This is a genomic window from Skermanella pratensis (genome assembly GCF_008843145.1).
GTDB classification, from domain to species: domain Bacteria; phylum Pseudomonadota; class Alphaproteobacteria; order Azospirillales; family Azospirillaceae; genus Skermanella; species Skermanella pratensis.
Genome location: NZ_CP030265.1, coordinates 3,798,805 through 3,813,453, shown reverse-complemented (window position 1 = coordinate 3,813,453; position 14,649 = coordinate 3,798,805). Strand labels below are relative to the sequence as shown.

At 67.4% G+C, this 14,649-nt stretch carries 14 protein-coding genes, 2 pseudogenes and 1 riboswitch; of the genes and pseudogenes, 6 read left to right on the top strand and 10 right to left on the bottom strand.

Annotated features, from left to right (window positions below; all coding sequences use genetic code 11):
* Nucleotides 1-2 precede the first annotated feature (2 nt).
* The 4 genes and pseudogenes from DPR14_RS17470 (at nt 3) to DPR14_RS17455 (ending at nt 6,134) form a co-directional block, all read left to right on the top strand.
* Nucleotides 3-1,550 carry a tripartite tricarboxylate transporter permease gene (locus DPR14_RS17470; protein WP_158046296.1) on the top strand — a complete coding sequence of 516 codons (1,548 nt, stop codon included), beginning with the start codon at nt 3-5 and terminating at the stop codon, nt 1,548-1,550.
* Nucleotides 1,547-2,818 carry an LVIVD repeat-containing protein gene (locus DPR14_RS17465; protein ID WP_158046295.1) on the top strand — a complete coding sequence of 424 codons (1,272 nt, stop codon included), beginning with the start codon at nt 1,547-1,549 and terminating at the stop codon, nt 2,816-2,818. Before DPR14_RS17470 ends, DPR14_RS17465 begins: the two co-directional genes overlap by 4 nt.
* Nucleotides 2,819-3,190: 372 nt before the next feature.
* A pseudogene (locus DPR14_RS17460) lies at nt 3,191-4,503 on the top strand (alanine/glycine:cation symporter family protein).
* A gap of 89 nt (nt 4,504-4,592) precedes the next feature.
* A riboswitch (glycine riboswitch) is annotated at nt 4,593-4,691 on the top strand.
* 171 nt (nt 4,692-4,862) lie between these two features.
* Nucleotides 4,863-6,134, top strand: coding sequence for a D-amino acid dehydrogenase (locus DPR14_RS17455; RefSeq protein ID WP_158046294.1), 1,272 nt, complete (start codon nt 4,863-4,865; stop codon nt 6,132-6,134).
* Nucleotides 6,135-6,145: 11 nt separating this feature from the next.
* Here the strand turns inward: DPR14_RS17455 and DPR14_RS17450 are convergent, their stop codons facing one another.
* The 8 genes and pseudogenes from DPR14_RS17450 to DPR14_RS29130 form a co-directional block, all read right to left on the bottom strand.
* Nucleotides 6,146-6,970, bottom strand: coding sequence for a DUF1206 domain-containing protein (locus DPR14_RS17450; protein WP_158046293.1), 825 nt, complete (start codon nt 6,968-6,970; stop codon nt 6,146-6,148).
* Nucleotides 6,971-7,050: 80 nt separating this feature from the next.
* Nucleotides 7,051-7,203, bottom strand: coding sequence for a hypothetical protein (locus tag DPR14_RS27480; protein WP_192498999.1), 153 nt, complete (start codon nt 7,201-7,203; stop codon nt 7,051-7,053).
* Between the two features lie 121 nt (nt 7,204-7,324).
* Nucleotides 7,325-8,380: an aldo/keto reductase gene (locus DPR14_RS17445; protein ID WP_158046292.1), complete on the bottom strand. Its 1,056-nt coding sequence runs from the start codon at nt 8,378-8,380 to the stop codon at nt 7,325-7,327.
* A 49-nt stretch (nt 8,381-8,429) separates the two neighbouring features.
* Complete coding sequence (locus DPR14_RS17440) at nt 8,430-9,485, bottom strand: CobW family GTP-binding protein (RefSeq protein ID WP_246148272.1); 1,056 nt, start codon at nt 9,483-9,485, stop codon at nt 8,430-8,432.
* A gap of 4 nt (nt 9,486-9,489) precedes the next feature.
* A complete protein-coding gene (locus DPR14_RS17435) occupies nt 9,490-9,819 on the bottom strand; it encodes a hypothetical protein (protein WP_211103805.1) in 330 nt (109 codons plus the stop codon).
* Between the two features lie 22 nt (nt 9,820-9,841).
* Nucleotides 9,842-10,741 (bottom strand): polysaccharide deacetylase family protein, encoded by a 900-nt coding sequence (locus DPR14_RS17430; RefSeq protein WP_158046290.1) that lies wholly within the window; start codon nt 10,739-10,741, stop codon nt 9,842-9,844.
* Nucleotides 10,742-10,774: 33 nt separating this feature from the next.
* Nucleotides 10,775-11,113 (bottom strand): L-asparaginase family protein, encoded by a 339-nt coding sequence (locus DPR14_RS29135; protein WP_425501043.1) that lies wholly within the window; start codon nt 11,111-11,113, stop codon nt 10,775-10,777.
* A 123-nt stretch (nt 11,114-11,236) separates the two neighbouring features.
* Nucleotides 11,237-11,844: pseudogene (locus DPR14_RS29130) on the bottom strand (asparaginase domain-containing protein); the annotation flags it as partial.
* 197 nt (nt 11,845-12,041) lie between these two features.
* Between DPR14_RS29130 and DPR14_RS17420 the strand changes: the two are divergent.
* On the top strand, nt 12,042-12,482 hold the full coding sequence (locus DPR14_RS17420) for a response regulator (RefSeq protein ID WP_192498998.1): 441 nt from the start codon (nt 12,042-12,044) through the stop codon (nt 12,480-12,482).
* 81 nt (nt 12,483-12,563) lie between these two features.
* Nucleotides 12,564-13,139 (top strand): rhomboid family intramembrane serine protease, encoded by a 576-nt coding sequence (locus tag DPR14_RS17415; protein ID WP_192498997.1) that lies wholly within the window; start codon nt 12,564-12,566, stop codon nt 13,137-13,139.
* A 25-nt stretch (nt 13,140-13,164) separates the two neighbouring features.
* On the opposite strand, the gene DPR14_RS17410 is transcribed toward DPR14_RS17415, so the two are convergent.
* Both DPR14_RS17410 and DPR14_RS17405 read right to left on the bottom strand, forming a co-directional pair.
* A complete protein-coding gene (locus tag DPR14_RS17410; RefSeq protein ID WP_158046287.1) occupies nt 13,165-14,073 on the bottom strand; it encodes an alpha/beta fold hydrolase in 909 nt (302 codons plus the stop codon).
* 29 nt (nt 14,074-14,102) lie between these two features.
* Entirely contained in the window at nt 14,103-14,504 is a 402-nt protein-coding gene (locus tag DPR14_RS17405) for a thiol-disulfide oxidoreductase DCC family protein (RefSeq protein WP_158046286.1), read from the bottom strand.
* Nucleotides 14,505-14,649 lie beyond the last annotated feature (145 nt).

The window sequence follows — 14,649 nt, the reverse complement described above, 5'->3', positions numbered from 1 at the left end:
GCATGGGATGGGACAGCGCACTGCTCCTCTCGCTCGCGGTCGACGCGGTCATGCTCACCTGGATCGTGGTGCCGGCGGTGCTGCTCGGCATCCTGGTCGGCGCGATCCCCGGCTTCAGCGCGCAGAACACCTTGATCATCCTGCTGCCGCTGACGTTGGCCATGGACATCAACATGGCCCTGGCCTTCATGGTGTCGCTCTATTGCGCGACCCATCTGGGCGGCGGCATCCCCGCGATCCTGGTGAACATGCCCGGTACCGGCGGGGCGGCCGCGACCACGCTGGACGGCTACCAGATGACCCTGAAGGGGAAGGCGCAGCAGGCGCTCGTGCTCTGTTTCGTGGCTTCCACCATCGGCGGGCTGGTCACCAGCATCGCGACCGTCGCCCTGCTGCCGTTCCTTGCCCAGGTGGGCATGTACCTGCGCAGCGTCGAGATGGTGGCCGTGATGGTGTTCGGCCTGGTGCTGATCGCCGCCATCGCCGCCGACGATCCGTTGAAGGGGATCATCGCCGGCTTCTTCGGCCTGATGATCGGGGCGATCGGCACCGACCATATCTACGGAACGCCGCGTGCGGCGTTCGGCTTCCTGGAACTGTACGACGGCGTGCCGCTGGTGCCGGCCCTGATCGGCCTGTTCGCGATTTCCGAAGCCTTCAGCATGATGGAGCGGTCGACCATCGTGCCGCGCTCGGCCGTCGTGGACACCCGCGCCCACTGGGCGGACACGCTGGAGGGCCTGCGGCTCAGCCTCAAATACTGGTGGCTGACGATCTGGACCAGCTTCGTGGGCTTGCTGATCGGCGTCGTGCCGGGCGCCGGCGCCAGCATCGCGTCGTTCGTGGCATACCAGCAGGCGCGAATGTTCTCCAAGACGCCCGACGAGTTCGGCAAGGGCTTCGCCCCCGGCGTGGTGGCGCCCGAGGCCGCCAACAACGGCGTCACGTCGGGCACGCTGGTGCCGCTGATGGCGATCGGCGTGCCGGGCGGCAGCACCGCCGCGGTGATGATGGTGGTCCTGCAGTACCATGGCATCGTGCTCGGTCCCCGGCTGTTCATCGAATCGCCGGAGATCGCCTACGGCATCTTCTTCTCGATGACGCTGTCCTACATCGTGATGCTCTTCACGATCCTGCCGCTGGCCCGCTACATGAGCCAGGTGGTGTTGATCCCGACCAGGATCCTGGTGCCCATGATCCTGTCGCTGACCATCGTCGGCGCCTTCGCCAACCGCGAATACGTGTTCGACATGAGCCTGGCCCTGGTCTTCGGGGTGATCGGCTACATCGCCCGCAAGACCCACTACCACGTCACCGCGATCCTGATCGGCATCATCCTGGGACCGCTGTTCGAACAGTACCTGCTGCGCTCGCTGCGGATCGGGCAGGGCGACCTGACGATCCTGTTCTCCTCGACCATCGGCAACGTGCTGTGGGCCTTCGTGGTGCTCTCGGTGCTGCTTCCCTGGCTGCGCAGCCGGCAGCAGGAACGCCGGCGGAGGGTGGAGCGCGAAACCCCGACGGCCCTGACCGGAGACCAGCCCCGATGACCGACATGCCCCTTGCGAAGAACCTCCGCCTGGTCGGCCACCTCGACCTGCCCGGCGGAGGACAGGTGACGGTGTCCGGCGGCCATGCCTTCGTCGGCCATATGAAGCCGCCCTTCGGAACCACCATCGTCGATGTGCGGGACCCGGCCAATCCCCGGATCGCCTCGGCCATCGAGCTGCCGAACGAGGATTCCCACACCCACAAGGTCCGGGTCGTCGGCGACCTGATGATCACCAACGTCGAGCAGAACGACCGCCACGCCCTGCGGCGCGGAGCCAGGCTGGCGGAGGCGACGTCCGACCTGGCCGCCCGGCTCGGCCGCCCGCCGTCCGATGCCGAGGTGGCCGCCGCCCTGAAGATCCCCGAAGACCTGCTGCCCCGCCTGCGCCACGTGCTGGAGCACGGCTACCGGGACGGCGGCTTCAAGGTGTACGACATCGCCGACCGGTCCCGCCCGCGGGAGATCGCCTATCTCCGCACCCACGGCGTCGGCGTCCACCGCTTCGACATGGACGACCGCTACGCCTACATCTCGACCGAGATGGAAGGCTATGTCGGCAACATCCTGGTCGTCTACGACATCGCCGACCCGGCCCGGCCGGCCGAGGTCTCGCGCTGGTGGATGCCCGGCCAGCATGTCGCCGGCGGGGAGACGCCGCACTGGACCGGCCAGCGCAACCGCCTGCACCACGCGCTCCGCTTCGGCGACGAACTGTGGGCGTCGGTCTGGTATGCCGGCCTGCGGGTGATCGACGCTTCCGACATCACCGACCTTCGCACGATCGGATCCTACGATTACCACCCGCCTTTCCCGGAACCGACCCACACCGTGGCACCGCTCCCGGTGCGGTGGCAGGGCCGCCAGGTCGCCGCCGCGGTGGACGAGGAGCACGACCACACCCACGGCCAGCTTCATGGCGGACTGTGGTTCTTCGACGTGGAGGACCGGGCCGACATCCGGCCGATCGGCATGTTCCACCTGAGCGAGCTGGATTCGCCCTTCGCCCGCGCCGGTGCCCGCTTCGGCGCGCACCAGTTCCAGGAGCGGGTGACCGGCGACCGCCTCTACTGCACCTGGTTCTCCGGCGGTCTGCGCATGCTGGACATCGCCGACCCCACGGCTCCCCGGGAGATCGGTTGGTTCATCCCGGAGCCTCCGAAGGGCCAGCCCTGCGCCCAGAGCAACGACGTCTTCGTCGATGACCGGGAACTGGTCTATGTGATCGACCGGAACCGCGGGCTGGATATCCTGGAGCCGCTGATCTGACGGCAGCCGGCCTCCGTCTGTATTTCTGTATCTCTCCGTTTACGCTGTAAGCCTTGCCATACAGCCTAGCCAAACCATTGGTCCTCCGAAGACTTTTTCGGCACCGGGCTCTTTGCGCCGCGAATGCGTAAACATTCGCGTACATCCCGGGGCCGGCATTCCGCCGAAAACCCGCGCGATATCGCGGTTTCCGGAGTGGCATGCCGTTTGCTGAATTCTGGTTAACGGAGATCGACTCCGGGCCGGCGATCGAGGTCGCATGCGGGTCCGCCCGATCTCCTCAGAACAGAGAACAAAGAATCGTTCGGAGGAAACGTGGAAGCTTTCACTGAAAGCCTCAATGCCTTGAACGGCATTGTCTGGGGTGTCCCCATGCTGGTGCTGATCCTGGGCACCGGCCTGTTCCTGCAGTTGCGGCTCAAGCTGATGCCGCTCGCGAAGATCGGCTACGGCATAAGGCTCGTCTGGCAGGGCCGCAAGACGGGATCGGCGGAAGACGGCGAGATCAGCCCGTTCGCGGCCCTGATGACGGCGCTGGCCGCGACGGTCGGCACCGGCAACATCGCTGGCGTCGCGACGGCCATAGCCCTCGGGGGCCGGGCGCCCTGTTCTGGATGTGGTGCACGGCGCTGGTCGGCATGGCGACCAAATATGCCGAGGTTCTTCTGGCCGTCCACTACCGCGAAGTGGACGACAAGGGCGAGCATGTCGGCGGTCCGATGTACGCGATCAAGAACGGCCTCGGCCCCCGCTGGCGCTGGCTGGGCGTGGCGTTCGCGCTGTCCGCCGGCTTCGCGGGTTTCGGCATCGGCAACATGGTGCAGGCCAACGCCATCGCCGGGGTCGCGGAGAACACCTTCGGGGTGCCCGTCTGGATCACCGGCATCGTGCTGACCGTCGTCACCGGCGCGGTCATCCTGGGCGGCATCAAGCGGATCGGCCGGGTGGCCGAGGCGCTGGTCCCGGCCATGTGCGTCAGCTACGTGGTCTGCGCCCTGTTCGTCCTGGTGGTCTTCGCGGACCGGCTGCCCGAGGCGATTTCCCTGGTATTCACCCATGCCTTCACCCCGGTCGCGGCCAGCGGCGGCTTCGCCGGCGCCGCCGTTTGGGCGGCCATGCGCTACGGCGTCGCCCGCGGCATCTTCTCCAACGAGGCGGGCCTCGGCACCGCCGGCATCGCCCAGGCGGCCGGCACCACGCGCAGCCCGGTCCGCTCGGCCCTGGTCGGCATGATGGGCACCTTCATCGACACCATCATCGTGTGCACCATGACCGGCCTGGCGATCATCGTGTCCGGCGTCTGGAACAGCGGCCAGTCCGGAGCGGTGCTGTCCTCGTCGGCCTTCGAATCGGCGATGCCGGGGATCGGCCAGTATCTCCTGTCGGTCGAACTCGCGGTCTTCGCCTTCACCACCATCCTGGGATGGTCCTACTACGGCGAGAAGTGCTGGGAATTCCTGGTCGGCACGAAATCCGTGAAGCCCTACCGGATATTCTGGACGCTCGCGGTGTTCCTCGGCGCCGTGGCGCAGCTCGACCTGGTCTGGCTGATCGCCGACACGCTGAACGCCTTCATGGCGATACCGAACCTGATCTCGCTGCTGCTGCTTTCGCCCGTGATCGTGAAGTTGAGCCGCGAGTATTTCGTGCGGGAGAGCAACGGAAGTCTCGTCGCCGCCGAATAATAGAGCTGCGGTAAAACTGCACAGGATCGGGTATTTTCGAAACTCGTCTTGACAGAATCCGCGGGAAGTGAATAATCAATAAAGTCCGATACTGTCATGCGGGAGAGTTCGACGCAGCCCCGGCTGACGTCGGCGCCGACGGAGCAACCCCCAGGAAACTCTCAGGCACAAGGGACCGCATGGCTGGACGATCTGGAGAGAGGCGGCCGGCCGCGATCAGCCGGTGATGCCCACCGAAGGGGAAGCCCGGCGCTCCGCGGAGCATCGGGGCAAGCTCTCAGGTACAGCGACAGATGGGGAAAGCCGGACCGGGCCGAAGCCCGGTCCCCATTGCCCTCATGCGCACCGGAGAATCTTTCATGCGCCACATCGCCGTCATCGGCGCCGGTATCACCGGCGTGACCACCGCCTACGCCCTCGCCGGGAAGGGCTATGCCGTCACCGTGTTCGACCGCCAGCGCTACGCCGCGATGGAGACGTCGTTCGCCAACGGCGGCCAGCTTTCCGCCAGCAACGCGGAGGTCTGGAACCACTGGTCCACGGTCGTCAAGGGCATCGCCTGGATGCTGAAGAGCGACGCGCCGCTCCTGATGAACCCGTCGCCCAACTGGCACAAATATTCATGGATGGCGGAATTCGTCGGCAACATCCGCCACTACCGGGCCAACACGGTCGCGACCACCCGGCTCGCCATCCAGGCGCGGCGCCACCTGTTCGACATGGCGGAGCAGGAGCGCATCGACTTCGACCTGGAGACCCGCGGCATCCTGCACTTCTACCGCGACCGCAAGAGCTTCGAGCATGCCGGCCGCGTCAACGGGATGCTGGTCGAGGGCGGGCTGGACCGGCGCCCCGTGACGCCGGCCGAGATCCGCGCCATCGAGCCGGCGCTGCCGGGCGACTTCCACGGCGGCTTCTTCACGCCGTCGGACGCCACCGGAGACATCCACAAGTTCACCCGCGGCCTTGCCAAGGCGTGCGTCCGGCACGGCGTTCGCTTCGTCCATGACGCCACGGTCGAGCGGATCGAGCATATGGGCCCGGGCGTCAGGATCGTCTGGTCCGGAGCCGGCGAGGCGGACCCCGCGGCCCGCGACGAACTGGTCGCCGACGGCGTCGTCATCTGCGCCGGCGTGGCCAGCCGGAAGTTCGCCGCGATGGTCGGCGACCGGGTGAACATCTATCCGGTCAAGGGATACTCGATCACGGTCCATCTCGACGACGACGCGAGCCGCGAGGCGGCCCCCTGGGTCAGCCTGCTGGACGACAAGGCCAAGATCGTCACCAGCCGGCTGGGGCGCGACCGCCTGCGCGTCGCCGGCACCGCGGAGTTCAACGGCGAGAACCGCGACATTCGCGCCGATCGGATCCGGCCGCTGGTCGACTGGACCCGGGGCCTGTTCCCGACGGTCGATACCGGGCGGGTGGAACCATGGAGCGGCCTGCGTCCCATGATGCCGGACATGATGCCGCGCGTCGGCGCGGGGCGCCGCCCCGGGGTTTTCTACAACACCGGCCACGGCCATCTCGGCTGGACGCTCTCCGCGGCCACCGCCCGGATCATCGCGGAGAAGATCGCCCTCGCCATGCCGGTCGACCTGCCCGTCACGGAGACCCGGGCGGCCGCCTGAGCGGTCGGGAGCTAGGCCGCGATCTTGAAGCGGGGGATCACCGCGGGACAATCGATCCGCCGGTAGACCCCCTCGATCACGCTGTAGATGCCGAAGGCGAACAGACCGGCGGCAACGACGCCGAGCACCCAGGCGCCGTAGGGCTGTTCCTGAAGCATCTGCAGCGCCTTTCCGAGCCCGCCCGATTCGGACGAGTCGACCTGCCAGGCGGCGGTCAGGAAGAACATGCCGATGATCAGGAAGACGACGCCCTTGGCGGCGAGGCCGATCCGGCCGATCGGGCAGATCATTTCCATCGTCTTCGGATCGGCCCGCAGGTAGCGGCGGAAGGTCGCCTTCCAGGCCTTCACGAAATGTCCCGCGGCGGCCCCCAGGACCGCTATCCCGACGGCACCGACCAGCCAGCGCCCGAAAGGCTGGGACAGCAGCCAGGCGGTCCAGTCCCTGGCTCCGTCGCCGCCGCCTCCCGAGCCCGGCCCCTGCCAGCCGAGCACCAGGGAGACCGCGAAGAAGGCGAGCGAGACGTGGATCGCCCCGCTCGCCAGAAGGCCGCCCCGGACCACCAGCCCCTTGGCCTTGGCGCCGTGCCCGTCCAGATCGAGCCAGGCCTGGGCGATGCGCCACGCCGCATGGCCGATCAGTCCGAGCGCGACGACCGCGAGGAGCGCCTTGCCGAAGGGCTGCTGCAGGATTTCCCGGAGAACCCCTTTCGTGTCGGTCAGCTGGCCGGCGCCGATCGCGGCCATCATGGCGAACCAGCCGACCAAGACGTAGACGACGCCGCGGGCTCCGTAGCCGAGACGCGCCAAGGACTCGAAACGACCCAAGTTGCCCATTACAGCGTTTCCACCGGAGTTATCGTTGCTCGGGCGGTCCAATGCCGCCCGGTTCCAGGAGATTGCGCGGGTGTGCGCTCTCAGTCGTCGACTGTCGTCTTGCGCTCGGTCGTCACCGAGTCCGAATAGGTGCCCGGCGTCGTCGTGGTCGTCGTCCGCTCCGTCACCGTGTCGTCCGATCCGCAGGCGGCCAGGAGCACCGGGACGGCCAGGGCGACAAGGACTATCTTCATGGTACGCATGGATTGCATTCCCCTAAAGTTGGCTTCAATCCATCAACCAGGAAGCTCGACGATCGTTGCGCATAAGGGGTGAAATCGAAAGCGGTACGACCTGCGGCCGCGGTGGCGGTGCTCATGCCTTCAGGTGGGGGGCGATCAGGACCAGGTCAGCCGCCGACAGGCGGTCGGATGCGGTGTTCGCCTGGTGCCAGTAGGGATAGAGCAGGGGCGGCCGGCTGACCTCGTCCAGCCGGGTCCGCTCGTCCGCGCCGAGGGTGAGTTCGGCCGCCTTGAGGTTATCGGCGAGCTGTTCGTCGGTGCGCGCGCCGATCACCGCCGACGCGACGCCCGGCCTGCCGAGCAGCCATGCCAGGGCGACCTGGGCGGCCGAGACGCTGCGCGCCTCCGCGATCTCCACCAGCACTTCGACGATGTCGTGGAGCTTGTCGAGGTCGCGCACCGGCGGCTCGCGCCAGTCGTTGGCCTTGCGCGTGCCCGCCGGCTCTGGCTGGCCGCGCCGGTACTTCCCGGAGAGCAGTCCCCCCGCCAGCGGCGACCAGACGAGGATTCCGACGCCCTGGTCGACCGCGATCGGCGCCAGCTCGTATTCCGCTTCGCGGGCTTGCAGCGTGTAATGGATCTGCTGCGAAACCGGGCGGACGAACCCGTCCCGCTCCGAGATCCCCAGTGCCTTCATCAGGTGCCAGCCGGAGAAGTTCGACACGCCGACATAGCGGACCTTTCCCGAGCGGACGAGGTCGTCGAGTGCCGCCAGCGTTTCCTCCAGCGGGGTCAGTCCGTCCCACTCGTGGAGCTGGTAGAGGTCGATATAATCGGTCTTCAGCCGCCGGAGGCTCGCCTCACAGGCGCGGACGAGATGGTGGCGGGACAGGCCCCGGTCGTTGGGGTCCGTTCCCATGGGAAAGCGCGCCTTCGTGGTGATCAGCAGCCGGTCGCGCCGGTCCGCGACGGCCTCTCCCAGGATCTCCTCGGACAGGCCGCTCGAATAGACGTCGGCCGTATCATAGAGGTTGATCCCGGCATCCAGGCACATGTCGATCTGGCGGCGGGCGCCGGCCGGATCGGTGTTGCCGGTCTTGGCGAAGCTTCCCTTGCCGCCGAACGTCATCGTGCCGAGCGTCAGCGCCGATACCTTGAGGCCGGATCGGCCAAGTTGACGATATTCCATCTGGTGGGTTCCTTGCAGGATCGGGAAGGGTAGGAGAGGGTCGAAAATGCTACGTCGTCTGGTGCCCGGCCGGCGGATCGACGAAGGCCTTGAAGGATCGCCGGACGAGAGCCGGGTCCAGCCCCTGGGCGATGACCACGATACGCGTGCCGGCGACGCCGTCGGGCCAGGCGTCGAGGTGAACCGGCTTGTGGATCAGGTGCTGCACGCCCTGGACGACGACGGGTGAGTCCACTCCCCGGATCGACAGCAGTCCCTTGATGCGAAGCACTTCCGTGCCGTGGCGGTTGAGCAGCATCGACAGCCAGAGCCCGAAGCGGGCCCAGTCGAGCGGCGTCGGCGATGCCAGCAGGAAGGCCCGCACGTCGCCGTGGCGACTCACGTCCGGGCGGCCATGGTGGTGATGCTGTTCCACGGTTTCGGAAACCAGCCAGCGCGCGACTTCGTCCCGGCGGGCGCCGGCGTCGTGGATGTCGCCGGTGAACAGCGACACGTCCGGCGTCCGGGATTCGTCGAGCCGGATGATGTCCGCCGTCGGGTTCAGCGCGGCCAGCCTGCGCTCGACCAGATCGACCGTCTCGGCGTCCGCCAGATCGGTCTTGGACAGGATGAGCCGGTCCGCCACGGCGGCCTGCCGCACCGATTCCGGATGAGCGTCGAGGTTCCGCGCGCCGTTGACGGCATCCACCACCGTCACGATGTTGCCGATCCGGAAGTGATGGCGCAGTGCCGGGTCCGCCACCAGGGTCGCGACGATCGGCGCCGGGTCGGCCAGCCCCGTCGTTTCCAGGATCAGCCGGCCGAAGGCGGGCACCCGCCCGGCCGCGCGCCGCTGGTCCAGGTCCAGAAGCGCCTCCTTCAGGTCGCCGCGGATGGTGCAGCAGATGCATCCGCTCTTCAGGAGGACCACGTCCTCATCGACCTCCTCGATCAGGAAATGATCGATGCCGATCTCGCCGAACTCGTTGATCAGGACCGCCGAGTCCTTCAGGTCCGGCTGGGCGAGCAGCCGCTTCAGCAGCGAGGTCTTGCCCGAGCCCAGGAAGCCGGTGAGGATATTGACAGTCACCGGCGGCAGCGCGTCGGAGGTCACGGCGTCAGCCACGATTTCAACCATGGCCGCCGGCGCGCTGCCGGGCTTCCATCGCCTCGATCACCGCCGGGTCGAGCGGGTCGCAGGTCCGCCCCGTGAGCCGTTCGGCCTCGGTCCAGATGGCGCCGAACCGGTCGACCACGGCGGACTTCCCGGTCCGGCCGGTCAGGGTGAATCGGTTCGCCCATTCCGTCAGCTTGAGCCCGTAGTGGCCCAGCACCTCGTTGGCGACGCTCGCGCGCCGCCTCCGTTCGGCGGAGGGGGAGAGCGCGGCACCTTCCCCCAGGCCGTCGGTCCAGTGATCGGCGGTCCCGAATGTTCCGCATAGCCCGCACATGGTGTTCATCGCCTCCGGTGTCGGCGTGGCGTCACGACTGGGGCCGTGCCGAGCCCGACTTCGGGAATCTCCGGGCGAAGTCCCCGGCGATCTCCTCCATCGTGACGAACCGGACGCCGTCGTGACCTTTCAGGTAGTCGAACAGGCGCTGGTGCATCTGAAGCACGTGCGGCTTGCCCGAAACGTCGGGGTGGATGGTCAGCGGGAAGACCGCGTAGTCGTAGTTCTCGTACACCCAGTCGAACTGGTCGCGCCACATCTGTTCGATGTCGTGCGGATTGACGAAGCCGTGGCTGTTCGGCGACGCCTTGATGAACATCATCGGCGGCAGGTCGTCCAGGTACCAGGAGGCGGGGATCTCGATCAGGTCGGTTTCCTCGCCCGATACGTAGGGTTTCATCCAGGCCGACGGATGCTGGGAATAGTCGATCTTCGTCCACTGGTCGCCGACCGTCACGTAATAGGGATGGTGGTCGTTGTGCATCAGCGAGTGATCGTACTTGATGCCCTTCTTCAGGAGCAGCTCGTTGGTCTTGGAGCCGAACTCCCACCAGGGCGCCACATAGCCGCGCGGCGGCTTGCCCGACAGTTCGGCGATCAGGTCGACGCATTTGTCGAAGATCGCTTCTTCCTGCACCGGGGTCATGGCGATGGGGTTCTCATGGCTGTAGCCATGCATCCCGACCTCGTGGCCGGCGTCGGCGACGGCCTTCATCTGCTCCCGGAAGGTCTCTATCGAGTGGCCGGGCATGAACCAGGTCGTCCTGATCCCCCATTTCTCGAACATGCGCAGCAGCCGCATGCTTCCGACCCGCCCGGCGAACACCCCGCGGGAGATGTCGCAGGGGCTGTCCTCGCCGCCGTAGGACCCGAGCCAGCCCGCGACCGCGTCCACGTCGACCCCGTAGGATACCAGAATCTCTTTTGCCATGTTTCTTCTTCCCTGTATGTGGGTTCCGCCGGATCAGTTGCCGTGAAGCTCCATCCGCCGGCGGATGGTGGATAGGTCCGCACCGGACCCCAGCAGCAGCGCCAGCAGGATTCGTGCCTTGATGCCGCTCAGGTCGCCGCAGAAGATCGCTCCGGCGGACGCCAGGTCGGATCCTCCGCCGGCTCCATAGATCGGCTCGACCCTCCCCTGGGGAGAGCGGGAGGTCACGGCCACGGGTATTCCCCGTCCGATCGCCTCGATCGCCGCCTCGGTGACCTCGGGCGTGGCGTTGCCCCGGCCGAAGGCTTCAAGGACAAGGCCGCGCGCACCGTTCTCCACCGCCGCCCTGACGAACGCCGCGTCGGATCCCATGACCAGCTTGATCAGGTCGACCCGCGGCTCGATCCGGCCGGTTTCGACGGGGCCGCGGCGGATGGTCCTGCGCTGCAGCCTGATCCGGCCGGCGTCGATCTCGCCGAGCTTGCCGTGCTCCGACGAGGCGAAGGTCCCGACTCGTGACGCATGCACCTTCGTGGCGTCCCGCGCCGCGTGGATTTCCTGACCGAACACGATCAGGGCACCCAGTCCGCGGGCATCCGCACAGGCGGCGACCCGGATCGAGTCCGCCAGGTTCCTCGGCCCGTCGGAGTCCGGCTCGTCGGCATGCAGCTGCGCCCCGGTGAAGACCACCGGCTTTTCCGTATCCAGTACCAAGTCCGCAAGATAGGCGCTTTCCTCCATGGTGTCGGTTCCATGGGTGACGACCACTCCGGCGATTTCCGGGTCGGACACAAGGACGCCGATGCGCTGGACCAGCTCGAAGGCGGTCGGCAGGTCGATCCGGTAGCTTCCGAGGTTGGAGAATTCCTCCGCCGTGACCGGCACGTCGGGGCGAGGGGGCCGAGGGTCGAGACGAGCTCTTCGCCCGCCACGTTGCTCACCACGGACTCATGCTCGGCGCTGTAGCGCGACGCGATGGTTCCGCCGGTGCTGAGAACGACGATACGTGCCACTGGACTCCCTCCCCGTTGGGCTCGCCCCGTTGGGCTCGATGGCGGATTGGGTCGGGACGGGAAGTGCCTGTCCCAGACCGCTTCCTCCATAGCAACACCCCGTCCCGGCCCTTGGGTCCACCCCGGCCGCCGCTTGTGGCACCGGAGGCGCGAGAAAGGAGCGTCAGCGGGATCGCGGGGAAATTAGTTTAATGAGTCACAATTTATGGATAACGTTTGGTTAACAATCTGGGGCGCACTCTACAGGATCAATCACGGAGGTCATGCTCAGCATAGGGGTCGCTCAGATGCCTTTCACTGGAGACACCGCCACCAGTACGGAACACACCAGCGCGCGGCGCATCCTGGTCTGTGAGGACAACCATTTGATCGCCATGGGGTTGGCGTCCATCCTGACCAGGGAAGGCTACACCGTCCTGGGGCCGGTCGACACCGGCGAGGAAGCCCTTCGTACGGCATTCCTTGACCTGCCTGACCTGGTGCTGCTCGATATCGGATTGGCAAGCGCCGTCGACGGCATATCGGTGGCGGCCGAACTGCATCCGATGGGGGTGAGCGTCATTTTCGTGACCTCCGACTACCAGAGGGCGGCCATGGACGGTCGGGAATACGCATCGGACGTCCTGATCAAGCCCGTGCGCGTCAGTGCGGTGCTGAACTCCGTGGCCGCCACTCTCGCCAAGAGACCGCCGCAGGAGAAGCGCCAAGCCGCCCTGCTCGCATCCTGATCGCCGGGGCGGCGACTCCCGGTGACGGCGGCGGCCGGAGCCTTTATGGTCTCGGCTGGATCTCACTGCCCAGGTGCCGCCTTGCCCAGGATCGAACTGAACGCGCCGGTGACCGTCTGCTACACCTTGGCCGCCGTCGCGGCCACCATCCTGCCGATTCAGGGAAAACTGGCGATCCATGGGCCGATCCGTCCGTGGGACGGCGACTTTCTCCTTTCCCTGCTGACCTGGACGCTGGCTCATGGCGGCATGACCCACCTGCTGTCGAACTTCGTGGTGATCCTGCTGACCGGGCCGCTGCTGGAGGATCGATTCGGCTCCTTCAGGATGCTGGCCGTGCTGGTCACGGCATCGGTGTCGGTCGGGCTGGCCCAGTGCATCCTCGACCCAAGGGGCGCCTTGATCGGCGCCAGCGGTACCGTTTTCTGCCTGATCATGCTGACAGCCATGCTGGCCGGGCGGTCCGGCACGATCCCGCTCACCGTGCTGCTGGTGGCCGCCCTCTATCTCGGCCGCGAGGTGATGGCGCTGTTCGCGGACGACGGCATCTCCCAGACGGCGCACATCCTGGGCGGAGTTCTCGGCGTGATCCTGGGGGCCGCCATGCGCGCCAACTCTTCCGGGGCTCCGCGCCAATCCGTCTCCCGCCGGTCCTGACGCCCGTCGCCGGGACGCCGGCCGCTCACCGCGCCAGGAAGTCCTTGACCGGCTCCAGGGAGGCGGCGGGGGCTTCCTCCTGGGGGACATGGCCGATGCCGGGCAGACGCACCAGCGTGCCGTGGGGCAGGGCCAGCAAATAATCCTCGGCGTTGGCGACCGGGATCAGGGCGTCCTTTTCGCCCCACAGCAGCAGGGTCGGAGCCTGGATAAGCCGCAGCAGGGGCACGGGGTCCTCGCGTACCGCCTGCTCCATCCGGGCGATCATCGCGTCCCGGACGCCGGGAGCCCGGATCAGGTCGTGGTAGCGGTCGAGATAGGCATCGCTCATCCTGCCCGGATCGCCGTAGGCCGGCGCCAGGTTCATTCCCAGCAGGACGCGCGGCAGGGCGTAGCGCATCAGCTTCATGGGGAAGGGCACCTCCGTGCGGCGCCCGTATTCCTCACCGGGGCTAGCGAAACCGTCGGGAGAGATCAGCACGAGCTTGTCGACCCGCCCGGGGTTCCGGGCGGCGAAGTTCCAGGCGACCCGCCCGCCCAGGGAGTTGCCCACCAGGCTCGCCCGGTCGATCTCCATCCTGTCCATCACGGCCGTCAGGATCTCCACGCTGCGTCCGACCGTGTAGTCGCCCGTCGGGTCCGGCTCCGACAGGCCGGAGCCGGGGAGGTCGAAGCGGATCACCCGGTAACCGGGGGACAGGCCGCCGGCCCATGCCTCCCAGGTGTGCAGGCTCGACCCGAAGCCGTGGATCAGGATCACCGCCGGAGCCTCCCGCGGGCCGCCGTCGCGCACATGCAGGCGCAAGCCCGCCACGTCCACCATGTCGGCCGGCGCGTCGAGATACCGGGATTCCAGCTCTCCCCTGGACTTGTCGGGCGTCCACAGCCAAAGGCCGAATCCGACCAGGGCGGCGAGCAGGATGGCCGCCGCCATCCAGGCTAAACTTCCGGGGCCGGGGAAACTCATGTGCCGCAGCGATCTTCCGGGCAGGCGCCCGTGGACGACGGCAGGGGGCGCAGGCGCAGGAAGAGATCGTAGCCGCGCTCCAGCACCCAGATCATGCCCGGCAGGCGCGCCAGGGCGCCGAGCCCCCGGAAGCCGGGAGTCAAGGACCAGAGGGTGGCGAAAGCCGCAGCGCCCGAAACCACCGTGCCGTCCGCGCGGCGGAGATGGAAACGGGCGAGCGCCGCCGCCTGGGTGATCCCGTCCAGGGACGGGTCGACCGGCTCCCGGCGCAGATCGTGCCAGCGGACGCGCCCTGCCGCATCGCGCCGGCGATAGAAGGCGATCTCGCGAGAGCAGATCGGGCAGGCGCCGTCATAGTAGACGGTCGCGGCGGGAGGGGATAAGCGTGGCGCGTTCATGGCATTGACATGGGCGTCCGCAGGCCGCCGACCAGGGAGAGTGCTACCGATGATCGCTGCGGACGTGCCTGTTCGGTATCCGGTACCCTCGACGCACCAAGCCGGGCGAAAAACGGGTAGCCTTCCCACATGAATGGTCAAGGTT

Excerpts from the sequence above, each read along its gene's own strand:
- DPR14_RS17470 (WP_158046296.1), top strand. The coding sequence starts at position 3 with ATGGGATGGGACAGCGCACTGCTCCTCTCGCTCGCGGTCGACGCGGTC.
- DPR14_RS17465 (WP_158046295.1), top strand. The coding sequence starts at position 1,547 with ATGACCGACATGCCCCTTGCGAAGAACCTCCGCCTGGTCGGCCACCTC.
- DPR14_RS17455 (WP_158046294.1), top strand. The coding sequence starts at position 4,863 with ATGCGCCACATCGCCGTCATCGGCGCCGGTATCACCGGCGTGACCACC.
- DPR14_RS17450 (WP_158046293.1), bottom strand. The coding sequence starts at position 6,970 with ATGGGCAACTTGGGTCGTTTCGAGTCCTTGGCGCGTCTCGGCTACGGA.
- DPR14_RS27480 (WP_192498999.1), bottom strand. The coding sequence starts at position 7,203 with ATGAAGATAGTCCTTGTCGCCCTGGCCGTCCCGGTGCTCCTGGCCGCC.
- DPR14_RS17445 (WP_158046292.1), bottom strand. The coding sequence starts at position 8,380 with ATGGAATATCGTCAACTTGGCCGATCCGGCCTCAAGGTATCGGCGCTG.
- DPR14_RS17435 (WP_211103805.1), bottom strand. The coding sequence starts at position 9,819 with ATGAACACCATGTGCGGGCTATGCGGAACATTCGGGACCGCCGATCAC.
- DPR14_RS17430 (WP_158046290.1), bottom strand. The coding sequence starts at position 10,741 with ATGGCAAAAGAGATTCTGGTATCCTACGGGGTCGACGTGGACGCGGTC.
- DPR14_RS29135 (WP_425501043.1), bottom strand. The coding sequence starts at position 11,113 with ATGGGATCCGACGCGGCGTTCGTCAGGGCGGCGGTGGAGAACGGTGCG.
- DPR14_RS17420 (WP_192498998.1), top strand. The coding sequence starts at position 12,042 with ATGCCTTTCACTGGAGACACCGCCACCAGTACGGAACACACCAGCGCG.
- DPR14_RS17410 (WP_158046287.1), bottom strand. The coding sequence starts at position 14,073 with ATGGCGGCGGCCATCCTGCTCGCCGCCCTGGTCGGATTCGGCCTTTGG.
- DPR14_RS17405 (WP_158046286.1), bottom strand. The coding sequence starts at position 14,504 with ATGAACGCGCCACGCTTATCCCCTCCCGCCGCGACCGTCTACTATGAC.